We start from the raw sequence: 22434 nt of genomic DNA, 5'->3' as shown, positions 1-22434 counted from the left end.
GGAAGCAATCGCGCCGTGCATAGGCTCAAGCTGTTTTGGGAATGCTGCGGATGCGGTGGGTGTAGTGAGCGCTCCGCCAACCACGCTCTCGGTGTCGTCCCCGCGAACGCGGGGACCCATAACCCCGGGGAGGAGTTTGGCGAAGATTGGTCGCTCGGGACTCGTACCACGCGCTATCGATAGATTCCGCGGTATGGGTCCCCGCGTTCGCGGGGACGACAGCGGAGGATGTCGTTACGCCGTGGCCGCCACGCCCTCCGACACCGGCCGGAAGTTCGCAAAGTCCCAGTTACGCCCCGGAGCCGCATCCAAAAGCGCCTTGGTGTAGGCCTCCTTCGGATGCGTCAGGACTTCGGCGGCCGGACCCTGTTCGACGACGCGGCCGTGCTGCATCACCACGACCTCGTCGCAGATTTGCGCTGCGACACGCAGATCGTGGGTGATGAACAGGATCGCGATGCCGAGCCGCTTCTGGATCTCGTCGAGCAGTTCCAGCACCTGCGCCTGCACCGAGACGTCGAGTGCCGAGACCGCTTCATCCGCGACCAGCACGTCGGGGTCGAGCGCGAGCGCACGCGCAATGGCGATGCGCTGGCGCTGGCCGCCGGAGAACTGGTGCGGATAGCGCGACACCGCGTCGGCCGGCAGGCCGACCAGCTCGAGCAGCTCGCGCGCCCGCTTCATCGCCTCGGCATGCGGTGTGCCGTAGTTGATCGGACCTTCAGCGATGCTCTCGCCGACCGTGATGCGCGGGTTGAGCGAGCGGTAAGGATCCTGGAACACGATCTGGATCTTCTGCCGGTGCGGCTGGAGCAGGCGGCGCGAGATGTCGGCGATCTCGCGGCCGGCAAGGCGCACGCCGCCGGAGGTCGGATCGATCAGGCGCACGATGCAGCGTGCCACCGTCGACTTGCCCGAGCCGCTCTCGCCGACGATGCCGAGCGTGCGGCCCTTGCGCAGCGTCAGCGTGACCTTGTCGGCGGCGACGACCTCGCGGCCTTTGCCGAAGAACGCGCGCTCCTTATAGACCTTGCTGAGGTCGTTGGCCTCCAGCACCACCGGTTCCTTGCTTTCCTCACGCGGAGCGCGGGGCACCAGGCTCGGCACCGACGCCAGCAAATTGCGGGTGTACTCCATGGTCGGATTGCGCAGCACCGTTTCGAGCGGACCGGTCTCGACCAGCCGGCCCTGCCGCATGACGGCGACACGGTCGGCGATCTCGGCCACCACGCCCATGTCATGGGTGATGAACAGCACGGCGGTGCCGTGATCGCGTTGGAGCTCGCGGATCAGGGACAGGATCTGCTTCTGCGTGGTGACGTCGAGCGCGGTGGTCGGCTCGTCCGCGATCAGCAGCTTCGGCTCGAGCACGAGGGCCATCGCGATCATGATGCGCTGGCGCTGGCCGCCGGAGAGGCGATGCGGGTAGGAGGCGAAGATGCGTTCGACCTGGGGCAGGTGGACCTGTTCCATCATGTCGAGGATGCGCTTTCTCCGCGCCCTGGCGTCGAGCTTGGTATGGGCGCGCAGGACTTCGTCGATCTGGCGGCCGACCGGCACCACCGGATTGAGCGCGGTCATCGGCTCCTGGAAGATCATCGCCATCTGCGTCGCGCGAAGCTGGCGCAGGCGGCGATCGGTCGCGGTGAGGATCTCCTCGCCGACCAGCTTGACGCTGCCGCCGGTGGGCACCAGCGTGCCCTTCGGCAAGAGGCCCATCGTGGTGAGCGAGGTCACCGACTTGCCCGAGCCGCTTTCGCCGACGAGACACAGCGTCTCGCGCTCGCGCACCTGGATCGAGATGCCGTCGATGATGTTCGCGGCCTTCGGCTTCTTGCCGACGGACACGACGAGGTTGTTGATGTCGAGAATGGTGTTAGTCATCACTTGATCGGTCATTATTTGCCTTCCCGCTGCTTCATGCGGGGATCGAGGGCGTCGCGGGCAGCGTCGCCGATCAGGTTGATGCTGAGGATGGCGATCGAGAGCAGCAGGCCCGGCCAGAAGATCAGCATCGGCTTGAGCTGAAAATACTGGCGGCCCTCGGCCATGATGTTGCCCCAGGTCGGCGTCTCCGGCGAGATGCCGGCGCCGAGGAAGGACAGGATGGCCTCGGTGAGGATCGCAGACGCGCAGACATAGGTGCCCTGGACGATCAGCGGCGCGATCGTGTTCGGCATCAAATGCCGCCACATGATCTTCGGCAGCGACGAGCCGACCGAGATCGCCGCCTCGACGTAAGGCTCTTCGCGCGCGGATAGCACCACCGAACGCACCAGGCGCGCCACGCGCGGAATTTCCGGGATGGTGATCGCGACCAGCACGGTCCAGATGCTGGCGCCGGACAGCGAGACCACGGCAATCGCGAGCAGGATGCTCGGCATCGCCATCAGGCCGTCCATGACGCGCATCAGGACCGCATCGACCAGCTTGAAGAAGCCGGAGACGAGGCCGATCGCAAGGCCGATGACGATCGACAGGATCGCCGAGCCGATGCCGATCAGGAGCGAGATGCGGCCGCCATAGATGACGCGCGACAACAGGTCACGGCCATAGGCGTCGGTGCCGAGCAGGAACTGCGCCGAGGCCGGCTTCAGCCGCTGCGAGGGCGCAAGCTGGACGGGGTCGTGCGGCGCGATCAGCGGCGCCAGGATCGAGACCAGCACGATCAAGGTGAGCAGGACCGTGGCCGCCGCGATGATCGGCGTCGAGGTCAGGAATCCGAAGCGCGGCCGCAGTGGCGACGTAATCGGAATGGAGGACTGGGGAAGGGTATCGACCGACATGGGTGTTCTTAATCCTTAGCCCTAGTACCGGATCCGGGGATCGAGCAGCGTATAAGCGACGTCGATCAGGAGATTGACGACGACATAGATCAGCGACGTCAGCAGGATCATCGCCTGGATCACCGGATAGTCGCGCGCCAGCACGGCGTCCACGGTGAGGCGGCCGATGCCCGGGATGTTGAACACGCTCTCGGTGACGACGACGCCGGAGATCAGCAGCGCAAAGCCGGTGCCGATCACGGTGATGACGGGCACCGCGGCGTTGCGCAGCGCATGGCGCATCATCACCGCGACCTCATTGATGCCTTTTGCGCGCGCGGTGCGGACGTAATCCTCGCCGAGCACGTCGAGCATCGCCGCGCGCGTCATGCGCGCGATCAGCGCGATGTAGATGAAGGAGAGTGCGCAGGTCGGCAGGATGATGCGTTCGAAGAACGGGCCAAAACCGTTCGAAATGCTACGGAAGCCCTGCACCGGCACCCAGCGCAGGTCGATCGCGAAGATCTCGATCAGGACATAGCCGACCACGAACACCGGCACCGAGAAGCCGAGCACGGAAAGGCCCATCACGAAGCGGTCGATCCACGTGCCGTGCTTCCACGCCGCGATCACGCCGAGGGGGACGGCGACGACGACGGCCAGGACGATGGTCGACAGCGCGATCGAGATCGACGGCTCGACCCGCTGGCCGATCATCTTCATCACCGGCAGGTTGGAGATCAGCGAGGTGCCGAGATCGCCGTGCAGCAGCTTGTTCACCCAGGTGACGAACTGCACGATCAGGGGCTCGTTGAGGCCGAGCGAGGCGCGGATGCGTTCCAGCCGTTCGGGCGTGGCGTTGTCGCCGGCGAGAATCGCGGCGGGATCGCCGGGCGTCAGCCGCAGCAGCAGGAACACGAACAGCGCGACGACGCCCATTACGGGCACGGCGGCGAAAATTCGGCGAACGAGATATCCGAGCAAGTTGGATCCGTCAGTTTAGAGTCAAATCGTGGCAACACCTTCAACAGGTTGCCATCAGCCTAACATTTCAGCAATTCCCATGCCATCCGGGCCACAGATTTTGCAGTGCGGCCCCCTTGGTTTTGGTGACGTGGCTCGCCTCACTCCAGCGTCGCCAGCAGCCCCGCCATCAGGCGGCCGCGTTCCACCAGGCTTTCGACCTCGATATACTCTTCAAGCGTGTGGCCATTGGCTCCACGCACGCCCAGGCCGTCGAGAGTCGGGATTCCCATTGCGCCGGTAAAGTTGCCGTCGGAGCCGCCGCCGGAACTCGCATGCGGCAGCTCGGCGCCGAGCGATTTTGCGATGCTGCGCGCCTTTTCGTACAGCGCCATGGTGCCGGCATCCGGCTCCCAGACCGGACGCGTGACGCCACGCGTCACCTTGAAGGCGACATCATTGGTTGTGCCCGACAGCGCCAGCATCCGCTCGACGCCGCGGTCGAGATCGGCCTGGCGCTTGGCCATGGACAGCGCCTCGCCGGTCGCGGTCGTTGCAACGCAATTGACCCATTGTCCGCCATGCACGACGCCGACCGAGAAGGTGCAATCCTCCGTCGTCATCGCGTCGATGGCGAGGATCTGCCGCGCCATCTCGCGGATCGCCGAGCGTCCCGCCGACAATGTCGCGCCGGCATGGCTCGGCCGTCCCGTCGCCTCCAGATTGAAGCGTGCGATGGCGTAACGTCCGGTGGTGACGCCGTTGTCCGCGCGGCCGGGCTCGGGCACCAGCACATATTTATTGCGCGCGGCTTCCGCTTCGATGATGTCGCGCGTCGAGGGGGTGCCGACTTCCTCGTCCGGGGTGAACAGCACGGTGATCGGCAGGGGCGTGGTGAAGGACGCGCGCGCCAGCTGCCGGATCGCTTCGAGCGAGAGGTAGTTGCCACCCTTCATGTCGTAGATGCCGGGGCCGTAGCACTTGTTGCCCTCGCGCCGCCATTTCAGCTTCTCGATGGTGCCGACCGGGTGGACGGTATCCATGTGTCCGGCGATCAGGATGCCCGGCTCCCCCTGCTTCGGATGCGGGAAGCGCGCGCGGATCACGCCGCCGAAGCCTTGCCGGCCGGCGATGCGTTCGATCGTCGCACCCATGATCGCCATATCCCGCGCTGCGAAATCGAGCATGCGGTTGACCGCATTTGCGTCCCAGGTCGGGCTCTCGCATTCCACCCAGGTGCGCAGGCCCTGGAGCATCGCCTCGGAATCGAAGGGAAGATTGGCTGGATTCATCTGAATGTCTCTCAAGCTGCGAAAGATGGAACGCGCATTGCATCGGCACGGCAGGACTGGTGGAGAGCGTTGTAGAGCCAAACCGAGCTTTGTGGAGCCCGTGCGTGCGCCGCGAGGGGCTGCAGCGAAACCGGATTGACGCGCTCAACGCTGTCTGCAAGTCTCGAAAGATGAAGGCATTGCATGAGGTTAGTTCGCCTAAAGAACGAACCTGATGCTTAATCAATAACCTGCCTTTGAACAGTTTCACGTCAGGAGAAGTTTTTATGTTGAGCTTGATGCGCCGGGGGCGTCGCGCGTTCGCCTCCAAACTTGCGCTGTCGGTCGTTGCGCTATCCACGGCGATGGCCTCGCCGGTATTTGCGGCCGGCAAGACCATCACCGCGGTGATGCATTCGGATCTGCGCATCATCGATCCGATCTTCACCACCGCCTACATCACGCGTGACCATGGCTACATGATCTACGACACGCTGATCGCGACGGATTCGAACTTCAAGATCCAGCCCCAGATGGCGGACTGGAAGATCTCCGACGACAAGCTCACTTACACCTTCACGCTGCGTGACGGCCTGAAGTGGCACGACGGTGCGCCGGTGACGGCGGAAGACTGCGTCGCTTCGCTGAAGCGCTGGGCCGCCGTCGACGGCATGGGCCAGCAGATGATGACCTTCACAGCCAGCCTCGAGGCGACCGACCCCAAGACCATCACGCTGAAGCTGAAGGAGCCCTACGGCCTCGTGCTCGAGTCGATCGGCAAGCCGTCCTCGCGCGTGGCCTTCATGATGCCGAAGCGTCTCGCCGAGACGCCGGCGGACAAGCAGATCCCGGAGCAGATCGGCTCGGGTCCCTTCAAGTTCGTGCAGTCGGAATTCCAGCCGGGCGTGAAGGCGGTCTACGTCAAGAATACCGATTACGTGCCGCGCAAGGAGCCGGCGAGCTGGACCTCGGGCGGCAAGGTGGCGAAGGTCGACCGCGTCGAATGGATCACCATGCCGGACTCGCAGACCGCCGTGAACGCGCTTCAGTCGGGCGACATCGACTTCATGGAAAACCTGCCGTACGACATGCTGCCGTTGCTGGAGGCGAACAAGGAGATCACGATCGAGGTCTCGAACAAGTTCGGCTTCCAGACGCTCGGCCGGATGAACTTCCTCTATCCGCCGTTCGACAACGTGAAAGTGCGCCGTGCGGCGTTTCTGGCGATGAACCAGAAGGACGTTCTCGACGCGCTCGTCGGCAACGCCAAATATCAGAAGATCTGTGGCGCGTTCTTCGTATGCGATACGCCGCTCGCGACCGAGGTCGGCGCCGAGACCCTGGTCAAGGGCAACGGCATGGCGGAAGCCAAGAAGGCGCTCGCCGAATCCGGCTATGACGGCACCCCCGTGGTGGTCATGGCGCCCGGCGACGTCACGACGCTCAAGGCGCAGCCGATCGTCGCGGCCCAGTTGCTGCGCGAGGCCGGCTTCAAGGTCGACCTGCAAGCGACCGATTGGCAGACGGTGGTGAGCCGCCGCGCCAGCCAGAAGCCGCCAAAGGAGGGCGGCTGGAACATGTTCTTCACCAATTGGGTCGCGGCCGACGTCTCCAACCCGATCGCCAATCTCTCGATCGGCGGCCAGGGCAAGAAGGGCTGGTTCGGCTGGGCGGAAAACGCCAAGATCGAGCAGCTCAAGGACACCTTCGTCCGCGCGTCCTCGATCGACGAGCAGAAGAAGATCGCCGCCGAGATCCAGAAGGAAGCCTATGAGCAGGTGATCTACATTCCGCTCGGGCAGTACCTGCTGCCGAGCGGCTGGCGCAAATCGCTGAGCGGCGTGCTCGACGGCCCGGCAACGCCGCTGTTCTGGAACGTCGACAAGTCGGAGTAAGGAGAGGGCGCATTCCTGCACCTCTTATCCCGATCAATCACGCGGCGCCGCTGCCATCAGCGGCGCCGCTCGCCAGGAGAAACTTCCCAAGGATTTTCAAGAAACGTTCCAGGAGAACTTCAGTGTTCCAACTCATGCGGCGCCGGACGTTCGTTTCCACATTTGCAATTTCAGCTTTGTCGCTTTCAGTCCTGGGGCTTTCGGTACTTGCCTCGCCGGTTCTTGCCGCAGGCAAGACCATTACCGCGGTGATGCATTCGGATCTGCGCATCCTCGATCCGATCTTCACCAGCGCCTATATCTCGCGCGATCATGGCTACATGGTCTACGACACGCTGATCGCGACGGATTCGAACTTCAAGATCCAGCCGCAGATGGCGGACTGGAAGATCTCCGACGACAAGCTGACCTACACCTTCACGCTGCGCGACGGCCTGAAGTGGCATGACGGTACGCCGGTCACCGCGGAAGATTGCGTTGCCTCGCTGAAGCGCTGGGCCGCTGTCGATGGCATGGGGCAGCAGATGATGCTGTTCACCGCGAGCATCGAGGCGACCGATGCCAAGACCATCACGCTGAAGCTGAAGGAGCCGTACGGGCTCGTGCTGGAATCGATCGGCAAGCCGTCTTCACGGGTCGCTTTCATGATGCCGAAGCGTCTCGCCGAGACACCGGTGGACAAGCAGATCCCCGAGCAGATCGGCTCCGGTCCCTTCAAGTTCGTGCAGGCTGAATTCCAGCCCGGGGTGAAGGCGATCTATGTCAAGAACACCGATTACCTGCCGCGCAAGGAGCCGTCGAGCTGGACCGCCGGCGGCAAGGTGGTGAAGGTCGACCGCGTCGAATGGATTACGATGCCGGACGCTCAGACGGCGTTGAACGCGCTTCAGTCGGGCGACATCGATTTCATGGAAAGTCCCGCCATCGAGATGTTGCCCGCCATCGAAGCCGACAAGGCGCTCAAAATCGAAATTCTGAACAAGTTCGGATTCCAGACGGGTGCACGGATGAACTTCCTTCATCCGCCCTTCGATAACGTCAAGGTCCGCCGCGCAGCATTCCTGGCGATCAAACAGAAGGACGTGCTCGATGCGCTGATCGGCGATCCCAAGTACTACAAGACTTGCGCCGCGGCCTTCATCTGCGACACGCCGTTCGCGACAGAAGTCGGCGGTGAGACCCTGGCGAAGGGGGGCGACATGGCTGCGGCCAGGAAGGCGCTGGCCGAGTCCGGTTACGACGGGACACCCATCGTGCTGATGGCGCCGGGCGACGTGCTGTTGCTGAAGGCTCAACCGATCGTGGTGGCCCAGCAGCTGCGCGAAGCCGGTTTCAAGGTCGACCTCCAGGCCACCGACTGGCAGACGGTGGTTAGCCGGCGCGCCAGCCAGAAGCCCCCGAAGGAGGGCGGCTGGAACATGTTCATCACAAACTGGGTCAGCGCCGACGTGGACAACCCGATCTCCAACGTCGCCGTCGGCGGGCAGGGCAAGAAGGGCGGCTGGTTCGGCTGGGCGGAGGACGCCAGGATCGAGCAGCTCAAGGACGGCTTCGTTCGTGCCGCCTCGCTCGACGAGCGGAAGAAGATCGCGGCCGAGATCCAGCAGGAGGCCTACGATCAGGTGCTCTACATGCCGCTCGGCCAGTATCAGGCACCGAGCGCCTGGCGCAAGTCGCTCTCCGGCGTGATCGACGGCCCGGCGACGCCGGTGTTCTGGAACGTCGACAAATCCGAGTAAGGTGAGGGCGCGCCTCGCGCCTTCAGTCCCGGTCAATCAATCGGCGCCGCTGTCACCAGCGGCGCCGTTTTTCGTTTTGTCAGCCTCGCGTCAGCTTTGAACCCTTCCAGTTTCCAATTGTTGCTATTTGTTTCTATCCTGAAATAGATGTGCGCAGCTCGCACATCACTTGCCGTCTTTCATTTTGATTCCCTTGCCGATCGATTTTGCATTCCAGGCGATGGCCGAACGGTCCGATCGCGCTCCGGCAGGGTGGCGCCGGCCTTTCCTGCGCTGGCTCGATGGTGTCGAGGCGGGCTGGGCCGCACCGCTTCTCATCGCGTGCTTCGTTGCGATCTGGACGCTCTATCTCGCCATCGCCTATGCCGGCGGCGGCCTGCATCCCGATACGCTCGAAGCCTGGACGCTGGGACGGAATTTCGCCTGGGGCTATCACAAGCACCCGCCACTGATGGGCTGGATTGCGGCCGGCTGGACCTCGGTTTTTCCGCTCAGCGACTGGTCGCTGCAATTGATGGCGATGGCCAATGCGGGGCTTGCGCTGTTCTTCGTCGACCTGATCGCGCGGCGCTTCGTGACGGGGCACAAGCGCATCCTCGTGCTGCTGCTTTTGATGCTGACGCCGGCCTATCAATTCCACGCCCAGCGCTTCAATGCCAATGCGGTGCTGCTCGCGGTCTGGCCACTGGCGACTTATTGCTTCCTGCGCGCGTTCGAGACCCGCAGCCCGCGGTGGGCGGTCGCGGTGGGATGCACGACGGCGCTGGCGATGGTCGGCAAGTATTATTCGATCTTCCTCGTCGCGAGTCTTGCTTTTGCCGCGCTGGCGCATCCGGCGCGGCGCGCCTATTTCACCTCGGCTTCGCCCTGGATTTCGATTGTCGTCGGGCTCGCGGTGCTGTCGCCGCATATCTACTGGCTCGCGACCACGGGCGCCTCGACCTTCACTTATGCAATGAACCACGCCAACGGAAACGCCGTCAGCTCGCTCGGTGAGGTCAAGAATTTTCTGTTGGGGCTGGCGGCAGCGATGAGCGTATCGGCCGTGCTGTGGGTGTTCATCGCCGGCACGCGGCTGAAGCAGTTTCCGGCCGATTTCGTCGCGATGAGCCCGGGCCTGCGGCTTCTCTTCTATGTTGCGATCGGCACGATCGCGCTGCCGATCATCACCTCGCTCGCGATGGGCACGGATCTGCCGTCGCTCTGGGCGTTGCAGGGGCTGTTCCTGTTCGCGGTTCTCGTGGTCTGCGGCACGCGCTATCCGATCGAGCGCTTCTACACCGTCAACCTCACGGCGATTGCGGCCGGCGTCGCGCTCGCCGCCGTCCTCGTCGCCGCGCCGATCCATGCCGTCTATCGCAACAATCACGGTTACGAAGAGGGCCGGAATTTCTATGCCCAGGCGGCGAACGAACTGACGCGCGAATGGCGTGAGCTGACCGGCAGGCCGCTCAGCGCCGTGAGCGGCGATGATTCGCTGGCCTTCGCGACGGCGTTTTACAGCCCGGACCACCCGCATTATGCGCGACCGCTCGAGTACCAGTACACCTGGGGCCTGCCGCGCAAGACGACGCTGGACCGCGGCTGGGCCGCGCTCTGTTTCCGGGGCCAGGACCATTGCAATCAATGGATGGAATCGGTGTCCGGGCGCGCGGGATATTCCGTCAAGCATGAGTTCACGGTGCAGGCGACGCTGTGGGGTCGCGCCGGTGTCACGCGGGACGTGGTCGTGCTGATGGTTCCGCCACGCGGAAACAGCGCGGCGCCCGAGAGCGCTGCGGACGATTTCAGCGCAAGCAGACGTAAGATGGACTAGGCTTTGCACTCAGCAATTGCTGTCGCGCAGTCCTTCGAGCCCTTCGCTTGCGAAAGGCGCGGTGAACGCGTCCTGGTCGGTGTTCGGCACTGATGGCTCCGTCGCGGGCCGATCCGAGGCAGGTTGGTCTTCGCGGTGTTCCGGTTCCATAGAGCGGCCTTTCGAATTGCTGCAGTACAACATCGAAGTCGCCGCTATGTTCCTCACGCGATGGCGCGATGATGCGGCTTGAACAGCCGTCCCTTTTCCACCACCAGCACGATCGCCAGCGCCACCAGCGTCGACAGGAAGAAGCCGACCGAGAACGGCAGCAGCGTGCCGTCGAAACTCTGCCCGATCGCCATGCCGACGACGATGCCGATCAGCGTCGTGATCGAGCCGTAGAGCGAAGAGGCCGTGCCGGCGATGTGGCCCTGCGGCTCCATGGCGAGCGCAGTGAAGTTCGCGACCATCATGCCGAACGAGAACATCATCAGGGCCGAGAGCACCATGAACAGGGAGAGCGGCAGCATGCCGAGGCTTTCCGTCAGCAGCATCACGCCCGCGACCGCGGTGTAGAGCGTCAGTGCGCCGTGCGAGATCACGCGCATGCCGAGGGTCCCGACAAACCTTGCGTTGAGGAAGCCGGCAATGGCGGTGCCGGCCGCGATCGCGGCAAAGGCGAGCGGGAAATAACGGCCAAGGTGATAGATGCCGACAAAAACCTGCTGCGCCGAGAACACGTAGGCGAACAGTGCGCCCATGACGCTGCCGGCGGCTGCCGCATAGCCGATGGTCTGGCGATTGCTCACGGTCTGCCAGTAGGCCGCGAGCACGTCACGCGGCGCGAGCGACCTGCGTTCGCTTTCCGGCAAGGTTTCCGGCAGCCGCAGTACGGACCATGCGAGCGCGAGCAGGCCGTAGAGCATCAGCACGACGAAGATGCCGCGCCATTGCGTCACCAGCAGCACCGCCTGTCCGAAGGAGGGCGCGACCACGGGGACGGCGATGAAGATCATCATCGCAAGCGACATCACGCTCGCCATGCGGCGGCCGACGTAACAGTCGCGCACGATCGACGTGGCGATGACGCGCGTCGCCGAGGTGCCGAAGCCCTGGAACGCGCGCGCCAGCAGCAGCGTCTCGAACGACGGCGCGGCAATCGCCAGCACGCTCGCCACGGCGTAGACGGTCATCCCGCCGAGCAGCACGGGGCGCCGGCCAAAGCGATCCGACAGCGGCCCCATGATGAACTGACCCGCGCCGAACCCGATCAGGAAGGTCGACAGCACGAGCTGAAGATGATTGGCGTTGGGAATGTTGAAGGCCGCCCCGATATTGGGCAGAGCCGGCAGCATCATGTCCATCGCAAGCGGATTCAGCGCCATGATGGACGCGATCACGATGACGAATTCTGGAAAACCCATGGGGCGGTGTCCCGAGGACACCCAATCGTCGGCATTGACGTCGGACAAGAAGCTCACCTCTGAAATCTGAGGCTTTTCTAGCGCTTATGCTGCGCCGCACAACCCATGTTTCGGGATGGCTGGCAGGCGGGCGGACAAGAATTGGTGAAGTGGCCGCGGGTCGCTGCTGCGTCGAAGGCGGGCGGCCGGTTCATCGGACCCGGGCCGCAGTCAACAACCAGGGATTCACCATAAGACCGGGCGCGGTGCCTCGGGGAGATGAATCCGCAACCCATCCTGTCCATTGTGGTCGGACCGGCGCCCGCGCAGCGCGCCAGAGGAAATTTAGGAATTGAACCCCGACGACAGGTATTTCGCGGTGTCCGACGCTACCGATGCAGCACGATGGGTGGGCCCCTCAGCCGGCATGGCTGGGCGGCGGAACACCTGGCTTGCCTGCCTGATCGCGCTGATTGCGCTGCTGGTGCTCGGCAATCTCGCCAACGACGCCGCGCTCGACGTGAAATATGGCTGGGACGTTCGCGTCAATTGCGCGGCGGTCGATGCGCATGCCGACGGGCTCGATCCCTATTTCGTCAAGAACCTGAAGGGCACCAGGCTCTCTTATCCCTATTTGCCGGTGACGCTCGACGTCTTCCGTCCGCTGTGCGGCGGCACCTTTCTGGTCGATCATTACAGAGGCATCTTTCTCGCTCTCGCCGTGCTCTGCGCGCTTCTGCTGCCCGCTCTCGGCCGAGCGCGCACGAGCGTGCGCGATGTTGCGCTGAGGGTGCTTTGCGCGCTCGGCGCGTTCGTCGGGTTCGAGTGGGTGCAGGCGTCGGGCAATTTCGCGATCCTGAGTGGCCTGTTCACTGCAATCGCGCTGGCGCTCCTGCTTGGTCCACCCGCATCCGGAGCGTGGCACGACCGTAGCTTTCCCTTACGGCTTGCCGGTGCAGCGCTGCTCGGCCTCGTGACCTCGTTCAAGCTGGTGTTTTTTCCGGTGCTGGCTGCGCTCTATTTCCTGCCGCTGCCGCGCGGCCGCAAGCTGGTGCTGATCGCGGCGGCGACGTTCGCATTCGCATTGCCAATTCTGGTATCGAGCCTGTTCTACCCCGATCTGTTCGGGAGCTGGCGGCTTGCGATCGCGGGGCAGATCCCCAACCAGCACGCCGTCGATCTCGTGGAGATCAATCCGTCGCTGCTGCTGCTGGCGCGGAGCCTGATGGAACATGCCGGCCTGGGTGACAGCAAGCTGGCGATGTTCGCGACCTATGCGCTCGCGGCGTCCGCGCTCGTGCTCGTGCCGTTCGCCTTGTCCGTCCTGCGCGTGGTCGCGAGCCAGCCGGCGCGGGAAGGGGGATCGTTCTTGACGCGGCTGGATCGCTGGCTGATGCAACATCCCCGCGCGGCCATGCGCATCACGGTGCTTGCCATGTTTGCGCTCTATCTCAGCTCGCCCCGCCTCAAGGAGTATGCCTTCTTCGAGCTCGCGGTCTACGCCGCGATCCTCGTCGTCGATCTTCCGGCGCTGGCACTTGCCGCATTTCTCTCCGTCGGTGTCCTTGTTCCTGCACTGATCTCGCTTGTCGGAACGCCGCTCGAGGGCAGTTTCATGCTCCTCATCGTCGCGCTGATATGCTTCTGGATCCTGCTGCTCGACTTCCGCGCCGAGCCGAAACGCCTCGAGATGGAGCTCGCGCAACCATGACGGATATCGCCGCGTCCGCAGATGCCGGAGCAGAACGGACCTTGATCGCCGAAGCGCCGGGGAGGAGCTGGATGACCCGTTTCATCCTGGCCCTGGCGGTGCTCGTCGCCACGGCCGTCGCCATCGACATGGGCATGGACGACACATTTGGCTGGGATGCGCGCGTGAACTGCGCAGCGGTCGACGCCCATATCGCGGAGCTCGATCCCTATTTCGTCAAGAACCTGAAGGACACCAAGCTCTCCTATCCCTATCTGCCTGTTACCCTCGATGCCTTCCGACCGCTTTGCGCCGGCGGCTTTCTCGTCGCGCATTACAAGCCGATCTTCCTCGTCCTTGCGCTGCTCTGCGCGCTGCTGTTGCCGGGTCTCGGCAAGACCCGTCCGGCCTCGCGGGACGTCGTGCTGCGCGGCGTGTTCGCGCTCGGAGGTCTGCTCGGTTTTGAATGGATCGTGGCGACCGGGAACTTTGCGATCCTGAGCGGGCTGCTGACGGCCGCATCGCTTGCGCTGCTGCTGCGTCCCGCCCGGCCGGCGAGCTACGTGCCGCAGCTCGCCGGTGCGGCCGTGCTCGGCCTCGTCGCCTCGTTCAAGCTGGTGTTCGTCCCGGTTCTAGCGGCGCTGTATTTCCTGCCGCAGCCGCGACGTCGCAAGCTCGTTCTGGTCGCGGTGGCGGCCGGCATGTTCGCACTGCCGATCCTGGCGTCGATGGCGTTCTACCCCGATCTGTCCAGGAGCTGGCTGAGCGCGATCCTCGGCCAGATTCCCGGACAGCATGCGCCGGGGAACGAGGTCAATCCGTCGCTGCTGTTCCTCTCGCTCACACTTGCGGACAGCGTTGGGCTCGCCGGCAGCAAGCCAATCGTTGTCGCGCTCTATGGGGTCATCGCGATCGCACTGGTGCTCGCGCCGTTCACGATCTCCGTGTGGCGCATGATCCAGGCGCAGCGCCCGGCTCGCAGGGGCTTGCGGCTTCGGGTGCTCGACGACTGGCTCATGGAGCACCCTGATGCCGCGATGCGCATCACCGTGCTCACGATGTACGCGATCTATCTCTGTGCGCCCAGGCTGAAGGAATATGCCTTCTTCGAAGTGGCGCTCTACGCGGCCGTTCTCATCGTCAACCTGCCTGCGGCGACGATGGCGGCGGTGCTGACGGTCGGGGTCGCCATCCCGACCCTGGCATCGATCTCGGGCATCACGTTCAGGGGCGGGTTCGGCCAGCTCACGTTCGCGCTGATCTGCTTCTGGCTGCTGCTCCCACGGGAGTCTTCAGGCCGCCTGGCGCCGCAGCAGACTTGATCCTCTACCGGGAAGCGGCCGGTTGCCTGGTGTAGAGGCTCACATAGGCTCCGGTATATTGCTCGCTCCAGCCCCTCTCGTGGACGAGGAACTGCCTCAGCTGCTCGTGCCCTCTGACCCAGAGCACTGCGTCGATCTTGTATTTGCTGATCACCTTGTCCCAAGTGGTCTCGTCGATTTCCCATCGAACCAGCTTGAGATAGTCGTGCAACAGCTCGTCCGGATAGGCGGTCGCCGCGCGGCCGTCCACGAACAGCGGCACCGAGCCCTGCGTCCGGAAGATCAGGAGCCCGCCGATATTCCAGTGGTTCAGCAGGCGGGCATGCGCAGCATGCGCCTTGAGATAATTGGCGTCGTCTTCCGAGAGCATGTCGGGCAATGCCAGCGCCGGTCTCGCCTGCATGAACGTGAGCGGCAGCAACAGCACGCCGACGACGCCGGCTGCCAGCATCGCGCGCTGGACCTCGAACTTCGCAAGCCGTTCGGGCAACAGCCGGTCGATGTGGAGCGCCATCGGAACGCTCGAGAAGATGAAGAAGAACGCGGCGTACCTGAACTGATAGAGCCCCAGGAACAGGAACAGCCACGCCAGCAGGCGCGCCTCCGGCGGAACCCGCGTTGAGCTTCGGTACCACAGCTCGAGCACGACGAACGTCAATGCATAGGCGATGCCGGGAATGCTCCCGGGCATGACCATGTTGTGGAAGTAGGGACGCCACTCGCCGATGTCGGCCTGGACGAAATGACCCAGCGTCGCCCTGACGCCGTCATAGACATGCCATCCGAGCGGATTGACGAAGATCGCGATGAAACACCCGACGCCCGCGAGGAGGTAGTTCCGGAAGTTCACCCAGTCCCGTCGCAGCAGGGCGACGCCGCAGAAGACGCCGATGATGGGAAAGGCCAGCATGAAGCCGCCATGCAGATTGACCCAGAGCACCATCATCGGCGGCAACAGGAACCATGCGCGCCGTCGCAAACATTCGCCGTAGAAGACGACTGCGAACAGCATCGTCGCGATGTTCGGCGACGCCGCCAGATACATGTTCGGCGAGGCTTCGTAGCAGGGATAGAGCAGACACGCCGCGAAGACCGCGATGCAGACCGCGGGCGCGGATGCGCCGCTGCTCAAGCCGCAGAAGGCGAGGTATCCGGCAATGGTCGCGCCGGAGGCGACGACCATCAGGACGATGCCGGCGAAGCCCGCGTGCTGAAAGACCACGCTGGCAATCACGTCCCAAAGCCACGACAGATTATACCAGCGCTTGTCGCCCAGGGTGAACGCCCAGGGGTCCTGAAAGGGGACTTCGCCCCGCTCCCTGATCAGGTCTCCGGCGGCGAGGTGCCAGCCCAGATCGTAGTGGCCGAGCAGAAGCGGCCCGTTCGACAAATAGAACACGCCGAGGAAAGCGATCAGGAAGACGTAGACTTCGAAGCCGTGCAGGCGATGTCCCGACGCCGCGGACGCTTCGCCAATCCCCGACCGGGACCAATTCTCGCGCGCGTCCATTGGAGCTCTCACCATCGCAGCCAGCCGCTCCAGGCCCTGCATGTTCTTGGTCTGCGTCGATCGGCGGCAGACATCGTTCGCTTTAGGGGAAGACGGCCTAAAGCCGGGTAAAGGCCGGCTGCGCCACGCCGGTTCCGGGCGGGCAGGGGCGGGTTGGTGAACGAATGATTGCGTTGAGCGGCGCTGGCATGGACCGGCCAACGATCTTCTCCGATACAAGTTGACAAATAAATCATTTTTTGTCAAAGTATGTTCGGATAGCACGCAGCCCATGACCAGCAAACTCACCCCGAACGAAGCAGAAGCGCGTCGCCACAAGATCCTGGTGGCCGCGCGCTGGTGCTTCCTCAACTTCGGCTTCTCCAAGACTTCGCTCGACGACATCGCGAAGCGCGCGGCGATTTCGCGCACGCTCCTCTATCGGACGTTCAAGGATAAGGAGGACATCTTCACTGCTGTATTTGCTGATTGGCTCATCTCTCGACATCCGGCGGCGAAGCAGGCGGCGGCGGGCACCAAACCGCCGCGCGAGCTTCTCGTCGATGTGTGCAGGCTCATGGTGATCCAGCCCTGGGCCGACATGGTCGGTGCGCCGATGGCAGGTGAGTTCTTTGACGTCTGCGAACGCATAGATCCCGAAATCGAAGCACTACATCGCGGTGTGGCGGCGGAATGCGTTGCGGCAATTCTTGACGGTGACGAATCCGCCGCTGAGGTTTTCCTGCTCGCGCTCGATGGACTGCTCAGCGATGAGCCCACCCCAGCGGTGCTGGAGCAGCGCGTTCAGCTTCTCGCAACGCGGTTCGCACCGTCTGCCAACAAACGAAAGTAGCGAGTATGAGTAAAGCGTGGACGGTGAAGGATATTCCTTCGCAAGCGGGAAAGCGCATCATCGTGACCGGTGCCAACAGCGGCATCGGCTGGCATGCGGCGTTGGAGCTGGCGCGCGCGGAAGCAGAAGTGACAATCGCTTCTCGCAACGAAGCCAAGGCCGCTGAAGCGGCTCGCCGCATCCTCGCCATCGCGCCAAACGCCAAGCTGAAGACCGGTAAACTTGACCTCTCGGATCCGGCGTCGGTGAAGGCCTTTGCAGAAAGCCAACTGGTGCTATCCGGGCCGATCGACGTGCTGGTCAACAATGCAGGTGTCATGGCGCTGCCTGATCGCCGGGAAAGCGTAGACGGTCACGAGATGCAGTTTGCGACGAATGTCCTGGGCCCATACCGGCTGACGGCTTTACTGCTTCCTGCACTGCTTCGATCTGCTGCACCACGTCTCGTTACGGTGGCATCCGGTACCCACGCGATGGGTGGTCCGGTCCCCATTGCAGACCTCGACTCCAGGCAGGGCTACAAGCCCATTAAAGCCTACGCGAAAACGAAACTGGCAAACGTGCTGGTCGCGAGGGAGTTGCAACGGCGCGCCGGGGACCGGTTGCTGTCGGTTATCTGCCACCCGGGTGCATCAAAAACGAACCTGTTCGGCGACACCAGCGCGCTGATGCTGCTGGCGGCGTTTGCCATCTATCCGCTGATTCAGAATGCTGCCATGGGGGCGGAGCCGACGCTCATGGCCGCAACCTCGAAGGATGTGAAGCCGGGTGGCTATTATGGTCCCGGCGGCTTCATGCGACTGCGTGGGCATCCCGCCGAAGATAAGACCGCCTCCCTTGCGGACGATGCGGAGGCCGGTCGCATTCTCGTTGAGGAGCTCGAACGCATGTCGGGAATTCGCTTCGAGTTCTGACATCGACAATCGGAGGCCTGATATGACCGCTACGACATGCAACGATTTCGTTGGCTTTTTTCGCGCGTGGATTGCCAATCCGAGGCGAGTCTCCGCCATCGCGCCCTCCGGCCAAAGCCTGGCTCGCCTCATGACCGGTGAGATCAAGCCCGGCGACGGACCCGTGATCGAGCTGGGACCGGGCACCGGCGTCTTTACCAAGGCGCTTCTCCGTCAGGGCATCGCAGAGTCGGATCTGCTGCTGATCGAATATGGCTCTGATTTCATGCGGCTGCTGCAGCAGCGTTTTCCGAACGCGCGGGTGCTTTGGATGGATGCTTCCCAGCTGAGCCAGTATGCACCGTTTGTCGCGCCGGCCGGCGCTGTTGTGAGCGGCCTTCCGTTGCTCTCGATGACGCCGCGCAAGGTGATGGCGATCCTGGCGGGAGCCTTCCGCCACATGCGGGAAGGCGGCACCTTCTACCAATTCACCTATGGCATGAGCTGCCCGATCCCTCGGCCGATTCTCGACCGCCTTGGACTGAAGGCGAGCCTGGTCGGCCGACCGCGCTCAATGTCCCGCCTGCGTCGGTCTACCGTATCCGTCGTCGCCAGCCGATCGCCTGCACCGCTGAATACAGTTGGGACCAATCATGAAAAAACTTGCTGCTCCACCGTCAGCTCCGATGGTGCGGGCAGCCGGGGTCGAACCGGCACAGCGCTTGCGCGCCGAGGGATTTTAAGTCCCTTGCGTCTACCAATTCCGCCATGCCCGCTTGATCCAACGAGATCAAACACTTAAGTCCCATCCCGGCGGTCTGGAATTGGTGCTTTGCAGGCCGGGTGGGCGGTTCTTCCTTAAGCGAGCCGGCCGCGCAAGGCAAAGCCTCAATCCGGACATCTGTTGTTGCTTTAGGCATTCTCAATCCACGGGGACTATTCATCCGGCATGGCTGTTTCGTTTTCCTACCGCCCGCGCGGCTCGGCCGCGCTTCTGGCTCTGCTCGCGGCGGGCGCTGTGCTGTCCGGCTGCGCCGGCATGAGCGAGACGATCGCTCCGGCCTTTGCCGATCCCGGCGCCTATGAATTGTACGACTGCAAGCAGCTGGAGACCGAGCGCAAGTCGCTCGCCGCCCGGACCGCCGATTTGCAGAAGCTGATGGACAAGGCGGAGACCGGAGCCGGCGGTGCCGTCGTGTCCGAGCTCGCTTATCGCAACGATTACGTCGCGGTACGCGGCCGGGCGCAGCTCGCCGAAGACGCCTGGCGCCGCAACAGGTGCCGGGAGACGCCGCCGGGTGCGCCGACGCCGGCCTCTGCGCCGCAGCGGCCGGACATCAAGCCCGCCCCAAAATCAGGCGGCACCAATCGGTAAGTCGACGCGGCTGCGTCCGTCTCAAACGCGCCAGCCGTAGATCCAGTCCTGCCGCGCCAGCATGCGCTCCGGGCCGAGCGCGCGGATCGCAACATCCCGCGCGAGCGCGAGCGGCCCATTGAGATGATAGATGCGGCCCTGCTGCCGCGCCGTCCGCTGCACCCGCCGCACCCGCGCCTGCCGCGCGCGGCCATATTGCTTCAGCGCCGCGGTGACGCCGGCCGCGCTCTCGGCGGCCTCAGGGCTCAGATGCTGCGCGAGCACGGCGGCATCCTCGATCGCCATGCCGGCCCCCTGGGCCGCGAACGGCAGCATCGCGTGCACGGCGTCACCGAGCAGGCCGACCGGTCCCTGGCTCCAGGGGCAGCCGTCAGGCACGCCGAACAGCGCCCATTTGCGCCAATTGTCGACCGCGGTGAGCATCATCCTGGCCGGCGGTGGCCAGCGCGGCGCCGCGAAGGCATCCATCACCTCGAAGGGGTCGCCCGGCGTGCTCCAGCCGGGCCTGTTCCAGGTCCCGGGCAGGACCGCGACAACGTTGATCTGGCGCCCGCCGGCGATCGGATAAGCCACGAGATGGGCGTTCGGACCCATCCAGAGCTGCACCCGCCGCGCGGTAAACTCCTTCGGCAGTTGCGTGGCATCGAGCGTGCCGCGCCAGGCGATCAGGCCGGAGAAGCGCGGCTGCACCTCGGGAAACAGATGCTGGCGGACCGTCGACCAGATGCCGTCGGCGCCGATCAGCGCGCTGGCGAGATCGCTGCGGCGGATCGTGCCGCTGCGATGGACCACCGTCAGGCCCTTGGCGTGGGGCGCAACGTCCTCGAAGGTCGCCCCCAGCTTCAGGTCGATATCGGGATGGTCGGAGACCGCACCGGCCAGCGCGGATTGCAGGTCCGCGCGGTGCACCACCCAATAGGGGGCGCCGGCCCGCGCGGACGCGGCGTCGCCGAGCGGCATGCGCAGCAGTTCGCCGCCGGCCCGCGCGCTCATGACGCAGAGCGCCTCAGGCGTGACGGCGCGCAGCTTGAGCCGATCGGTGAGGCCGAGCTCGACCAGCACGCGGCTGGCATTGGGGGAGAGTTGCAGGCCGGCGCCGACTTCCTCGAGCCGCTCGGCCTTCTCCAGCACGACGATGCGGAAGCCGCGGGCGGCGAGCGCAAGCGCAGCCGTCAGTCCACCGATGCCGGCACCGGCGATGACAATCGTTCGGGAGAGCGCCACCCCTGACCGATGGGAACGGTCAGGCCACCTTGTCCTTCAGCACGCATTCCGGCGGACGGGCTTCGCCCGGCTTCAGGTCTGCGGCGAAACGGTACAGCGTCGAGCAATAGGGGCAGATGATCTCGTTGTCGTTGCCGAGGTCCAGGAACACGTGCGGATGATCGAACGGAGGATTGGCGCCGACGCACATGAACTCTTGCGAGCCGATCTCGATGACGGGGACACCGGCATCGTTATGGAAGTGCGGGACGACATGGTCGGACATCGTAGTTCATCCTGGAGTGGCAATGGCGGCAGACACAATCAAGAACTGACGCGGCATATTTGAGGCGCCGCGGACCATACTGGTGGGTGCTGATGATTGCTAGTCCAGCGGAACCGAAAGGTTCGCAATTGCCCCATGCTCATTTGCTCATGCAAATTCGACACAATCTTGCGGCCAGAGAGAAGCCCTTCTTTCGTCGGGGACGTTGTGTCGCAATTTTGGCATACTATGTCTGTGGACGCGCGGAATTGCGACGAAATGCGAACCATCAGGCGCAGATGATCTCGAGACAGATCTTTGGACCGTCCAGGCTCTTGGCATGAAGTGGCTGCGAATCAGCACGGCGTTGACCGGTATCGCGGCCTGCAGCTTCATGCTCGCGCAGGTAGCGCCGCATGCCCGCGAGGCCGGCGCGATCCTCTCGGCCCAGGACGATCCGGCGGCGCTCTCCGAGCTCAAGCTCGATGCGTTGCTGCGGCAGAACGACCACCTGGTTCAGGACAATATCGAGGCCGCGCTCGCCACGGGCGATGTCGATCTCGCCGACAGCTTTGTCGCGCTGGCGCGTGAGCGCAACATCGCGCTGCCCGACGACCTCCTCAACCGCGTGAGCGATGCGGTCAAGGAAGAAAATTCCACCGGGCATTTCGCCAAACGGTTCGCCACCGGCCTCGTCACCGGCAACGCCGACGATGTCGCGAGCCTGTCCGGGACGGTGGCCGGCGATCTCTTCGTGATCGGCGACATCAGGGACGTCGTGCGCGAGGGCAAGCATCTCGCCATGGGCGAGGACACCGATCGCCTGGTGTTGGGACTTGCGACCGCAGGCCTTGCGGTGACGGCCGTGACCTACGTCTCCGTTGGCGGTGCCGCGCCCGTTCGTGCCGGGCTGACGCTGGTGAAGGATGCCCGCAAGGTTGGACGGCTCGGCGAGGGGCTTGCCGCATGGGCCGGCCGGTCGGCGCGTGAGGTGGTCGATGGGCCGATGCTCCAGAACGCGGTCGCCAAGGGTTCGGTGTTCCGCCCCGGCGAGACCGTCAGCGCGATCAAGGCTGCGTTCCGTGCCGAGAAGGCCGGTGCGCTGGTTCGCCTCGGCAAGGACGTCACCCGCGTTGCCGAAAAGACCGGCGCGCGCGGCGCCATGGATAGCTTGCGCATCGCCGAAGGCCCGAAGGACGTCGCGCGCGCGGCGCGGCTCGCTGAAGCGCAAGGGAGCAAGACCCGCGCGATCATGAAGCTGCTCGGCCGCGGCGCGCTGCTGCTCGTTGGCGGCATGTTCGATCTGGCGCTCTGGCTGTTCGGCGCGGCGCTGACGCTGTTCGGCCTGTTGTCATCCATCAAGGCGACGACGGAGCGCCTGACCCAGGCCTGGTGCGATCGCAAACGGGCGCGGCGGCTCCGCCGTGCCCAGGTCGCTGCCCAGGCCGCTGCCGAGGCCGCTCTGGCGAACGAAGCCGTCTCGGCTTAAGATCAACCTTCCCCCCTCAAG

The 22434-nt window shown here is 64.3% G+C and carries 17 protein-coding genes, 1 tRNA gene and 1 pseudogene; 10 read left to right on the top strand and 9 right to left on the bottom strand.

Annotated features, from left to right (window positions below; translation table 11 throughout):
• Positions 1-234: 234 nt before the first annotated feature.
• The 4 genes from NLM25_RS28780 to NLM25_RS28765 form a co-directional block, all read right to left on the bottom strand.
• Positions 235-1884 (bottom strand): ABC transporter ATP-binding protein, encoded by a 1650-nt coding sequence (locus NLM25_RS28780; protein WP_254124461.1) that lies wholly within the window; start codon positions 1882-1884, stop codon positions 235-237.
• 14 nt (positions 1885-1898) lie between these two features.
• The gene (locus NLM25_RS28775; RefSeq protein WP_254120878.1) at positions 1899-2786 is read right to left on the bottom strand and encodes an ABC transporter permease; all 888 of its coding nucleotides are present in this window, start codon (positions 2784-2786) and stop codon (positions 1899-1901) included.
• A gap of 21 nt (positions 2787-2807) precedes the next feature.
• Positions 2808-3749 carry an ABC transporter permease gene (locus tag NLM25_RS28770; RefSeq protein WP_254120876.1) on the bottom strand — a complete coding sequence of 314 codons (942 nt, stop codon included), beginning with the start codon at positions 3747-3749 and terminating at the stop codon, positions 2808-2810.
• Between the two features lie 140 nt (positions 3750-3889).
• Complete coding sequence (locus tag NLM25_RS28765; RefSeq protein WP_254139240.1) at positions 3890-5020, bottom strand: M20/M25/M40 family metallo-hydrolase; 1131 nt, start codon at positions 5018-5020, stop codon at positions 3890-3892.
• Between the two features lie 266 nt (positions 5021-5286).
• Here NLM25_RS28765 and NLM25_RS28760 point away from each other — a divergent pair, with 266 nt between their 5' ends.
• The 3 genes from NLM25_RS28760 (at position 5287) to NLM25_RS28750 (ending at position 10449) form a co-directional block, all read left to right on the top strand.
• Positions 5287-6894 (top strand): ABC transporter substrate-binding protein, encoded by a 1608-nt coding sequence (locus tag NLM25_RS28760; protein ID WP_254139239.1) that lies wholly within the window; start codon positions 5287-5289, stop codon positions 6892-6894.
• Positions 6895-7016: 122 nt separating this feature from the next.
• Positions 7017-8633 (top strand): ABC transporter substrate-binding protein, encoded by a 1617-nt coding sequence (locus NLM25_RS28755; RefSeq protein WP_254139238.1) that lies wholly within the window; start codon positions 7017-7019, stop codon positions 8631-8633.
• Between the two features lie 220 nt (positions 8634-8853).
• Positions 8854-10449, top strand: coding sequence for a glycosyltransferase family 39 protein (locus NLM25_RS28750; protein ID WP_254139237.1), 1596 nt, complete (start codon positions 8854-8856; stop codon positions 10447-10449).
• Between the two features lie 203 nt (positions 10450-10652).
• Here the strand turns inward: NLM25_RS28750 and NLM25_RS28745 are convergent, their stop codons facing one another.
• The gene (locus NLM25_RS28745) at positions 10653-11855 is read right to left on the bottom strand and encodes a multidrug effflux MFS transporter (RefSeq protein WP_375167848.1); all 1203 of its coding nucleotides are present in this window, start codon (positions 11853-11855) and stop codon (positions 10653-10655) included.
• A 331-nt stretch (positions 11856-12186) separates the two neighbouring features.
• Here NLM25_RS28745 and NLM25_RS28740 point away from each other — a divergent pair, with 331 nt between their 5' ends.
• On the top strand, positions 12187-13545 hold the full coding sequence (locus tag NLM25_RS28740) for a hypothetical protein (RefSeq protein WP_254139235.1): 1359 nt from the start codon (positions 12187-12189) through the stop codon (positions 13543-13545).
• Positions 13546-13616: 71 nt separating this feature from the next.
• Positions 13617-14846, top strand: coding sequence for a hypothetical protein (locus tag NLM25_RS28735; RefSeq protein WP_254139234.1), 1230 nt, complete (start codon positions 13617-13619; stop codon positions 14844-14846).
• 4 nt (positions 14847-14850) lie between these two features.
• Here NLM25_RS28735 and NLM25_RS28730 read toward each other — a convergent pair whose 3' ends face one another.
• Positions 14851-16356: a hypothetical protein gene (locus NLM25_RS28730; protein WP_254139233.1), complete on the bottom strand. Its 1506-nt coding sequence runs from the start codon at positions 16354-16356 to the stop codon at positions 14851-14853.
• Between the two features lie 271 nt (positions 16357-16627).
• Here NLM25_RS28730 and NLM25_RS28725 point away from each other — a divergent pair, with 271 nt between their 5' ends.
• The 3 genes and pseudogenes from NLM25_RS28725 to NLM25_RS28715 all read left to right on the top strand — a co-directional run bounded on the left by NLM25_RS28725 (position 16628) and on the right by NLM25_RS28715 (position 18738).
• Positions 16628-17188 (top strand): TetR/AcrR family transcriptional regulator, encoded by a 561-nt coding sequence (locus tag NLM25_RS28725; RefSeq protein WP_254139232.1) that lies wholly within the window; start codon positions 16628-16630, stop codon positions 17186-17188.
• Between the two features lie 5 nt (positions 17189-17193).
• Entirely contained in the window at positions 17194-18102 is a 909-nt protein-coding gene (locus tag NLM25_RS28720) for an oxidoreductase (RefSeq protein WP_254139231.1), read from the top strand.
• A 22-nt stretch (positions 18103-18124) separates the two neighbouring features.
• Positions 18125-18738: pseudogene (locus NLM25_RS28715) on the top strand (class I SAM-dependent methyltransferase).
• Between the two features lie 30 nt (positions 18739-18768).
• Here NLM25_RS28715 and NLM25_RS28710 read toward each other — a convergent pair.
• Positions 18769-18857, bottom strand: a tRNA-Leu gene (locus NLM25_RS28710).
• A gap of 173 nt (positions 18858-19030) precedes the next feature.
• Here NLM25_RS28710 and NLM25_RS28705 point away from each other — a divergent pair.
• Positions 19031-19456 (top strand): twin-arginine translocation pathway signal, encoded by a 426-nt coding sequence (locus NLM25_RS28705; RefSeq protein WP_254139230.1) that lies wholly within the window; start codon positions 19031-19033, stop codon positions 19454-19456.
• Between the two features lie 21 nt (positions 19457-19477).
• On the opposite strand, the gene NLM25_RS28700 is transcribed toward NLM25_RS28705, so the two are convergent.
• Positions 19478-20680, bottom strand: coding sequence for an FAD-dependent monooxygenase (locus NLM25_RS28700; RefSeq protein ID WP_254139229.1), 1203 nt, complete (start codon positions 20678-20680; stop codon positions 19478-19480).
• Positions 20681-20699: 19 nt separating this feature from the next.
• Entirely contained in the window at positions 20700-20945 is a 246-nt protein-coding gene (locus NLM25_RS28695) for a zinc-finger domain-containing protein (protein ID WP_008562814.1), read from the bottom strand.
• A gap of 319 nt (positions 20946-21264) precedes the next feature.
• On the opposite strand from NLM25_RS28695, the gene NLM25_RS28690 reads away from it, so the two are divergent.
• Complete coding sequence (locus NLM25_RS28690; RefSeq protein WP_254139228.1) at positions 21265-22413, top strand: hypothetical protein; 1149 nt, start codon at positions 21265-21267, stop codon at positions 22411-22413.
• Positions 22414-22434 lie beyond the last annotated feature (21 nt).

The organism is Bradyrhizobium sp. CCGB01 (assembly GCF_024199795.1).
Classification (GTDB): Bacteria; Pseudomonadota; Alphaproteobacteria; order Rhizobiales; family Xanthobacteraceae; genus Bradyrhizobium.
This window is presented reverse-complemented; position numbering and strand designations above follow the sequence as displayed.

Bases quoted from the DNA above. Each gene is read 5' to 3' on its own strand.
- NLM25_RS28780 (WP_254124461.1), bottom strand. From the start codon at position 1,884: ATGACTAACACCATTCTCGACATCAACAACCTCGTCGTGTCCGTCGGC.
- NLM25_RS28775 (WP_254120878.1), bottom strand. From the start codon at position 2,786: ATGTCGGTCGATACCCTTCCCCAGTCCTCCATTCCGATTACGTCGCCA.
- NLM25_RS28765 (WP_254139240.1), bottom strand. From the start codon at position 5,020: ATGAATCCAGCCAATCTTCCCTTCGATTCCGAGGCGATGCTCCAGGGC.
- NLM25_RS28760 (WP_254139239.1), top strand. From the start codon at position 5,287: ATGTTGAGCTTGATGCGCCGGGGGCGTCGCGCGTTCGCCTCCAAACTT.
- NLM25_RS28750 (WP_254139237.1), top strand. From the start codon at position 8,854: ATGGCCGAACGGTCCGATCGCGCTCCGGCAGGGTGGCGCCGGCCTTTC.
- NLM25_RS28745 (WP_375167848.1), bottom strand. From the start codon at position 11,855: ATGGGTTTTCCAGAATTCGTCATCGTGATCGCGTCCATCATGGCGCTG.
- NLM25_RS28735 (WP_254139234.1), top strand. From the start codon at position 13,617: ATGACCCGTTTCATCCTGGCCCTGGCGGTGCTCGTCGCCACGGCCGTC.
- NLM25_RS28730 (WP_254139233.1), bottom strand. From the start codon at position 16,356: ATGGACGCGCGCGAGAATTGGTCCCGGTCGGGGATTGGCGAAGCGTCC.
- NLM25_RS28725 (WP_254139232.1), top strand. From the start codon at position 16,628: ATGACCAGCAAACTCACCCCGAACGAAGCAGAAGCGCGTCGCCACAAG.
- NLM25_RS28720 (WP_254139231.1), top strand. From the start codon at position 17,194: ATGAGTAAAGCGTGGACGGTGAAGGATATTCCTTCGCAAGCGGGAAAG.
- NLM25_RS28705 (WP_254139230.1), top strand. From the start codon at position 19,031: ATGGCTGTTTCGTTTTCCTACCGCCCGCGCGGCTCGGCCGCGCTTCTG.
- NLM25_RS28695 (WP_008562814.1), bottom strand. From the start codon at position 20,945: ATGTCCGACCATGTCGTCCCGCACTTCCATAACGATGCCGGTGTCCCC.
- NLM25_RS28690 (WP_254139228.1), top strand. From the start codon at position 21,265: ATGAAGTGGCTGCGAATCAGCACGGCGTTGACCGGTATCGCGGCCTGC.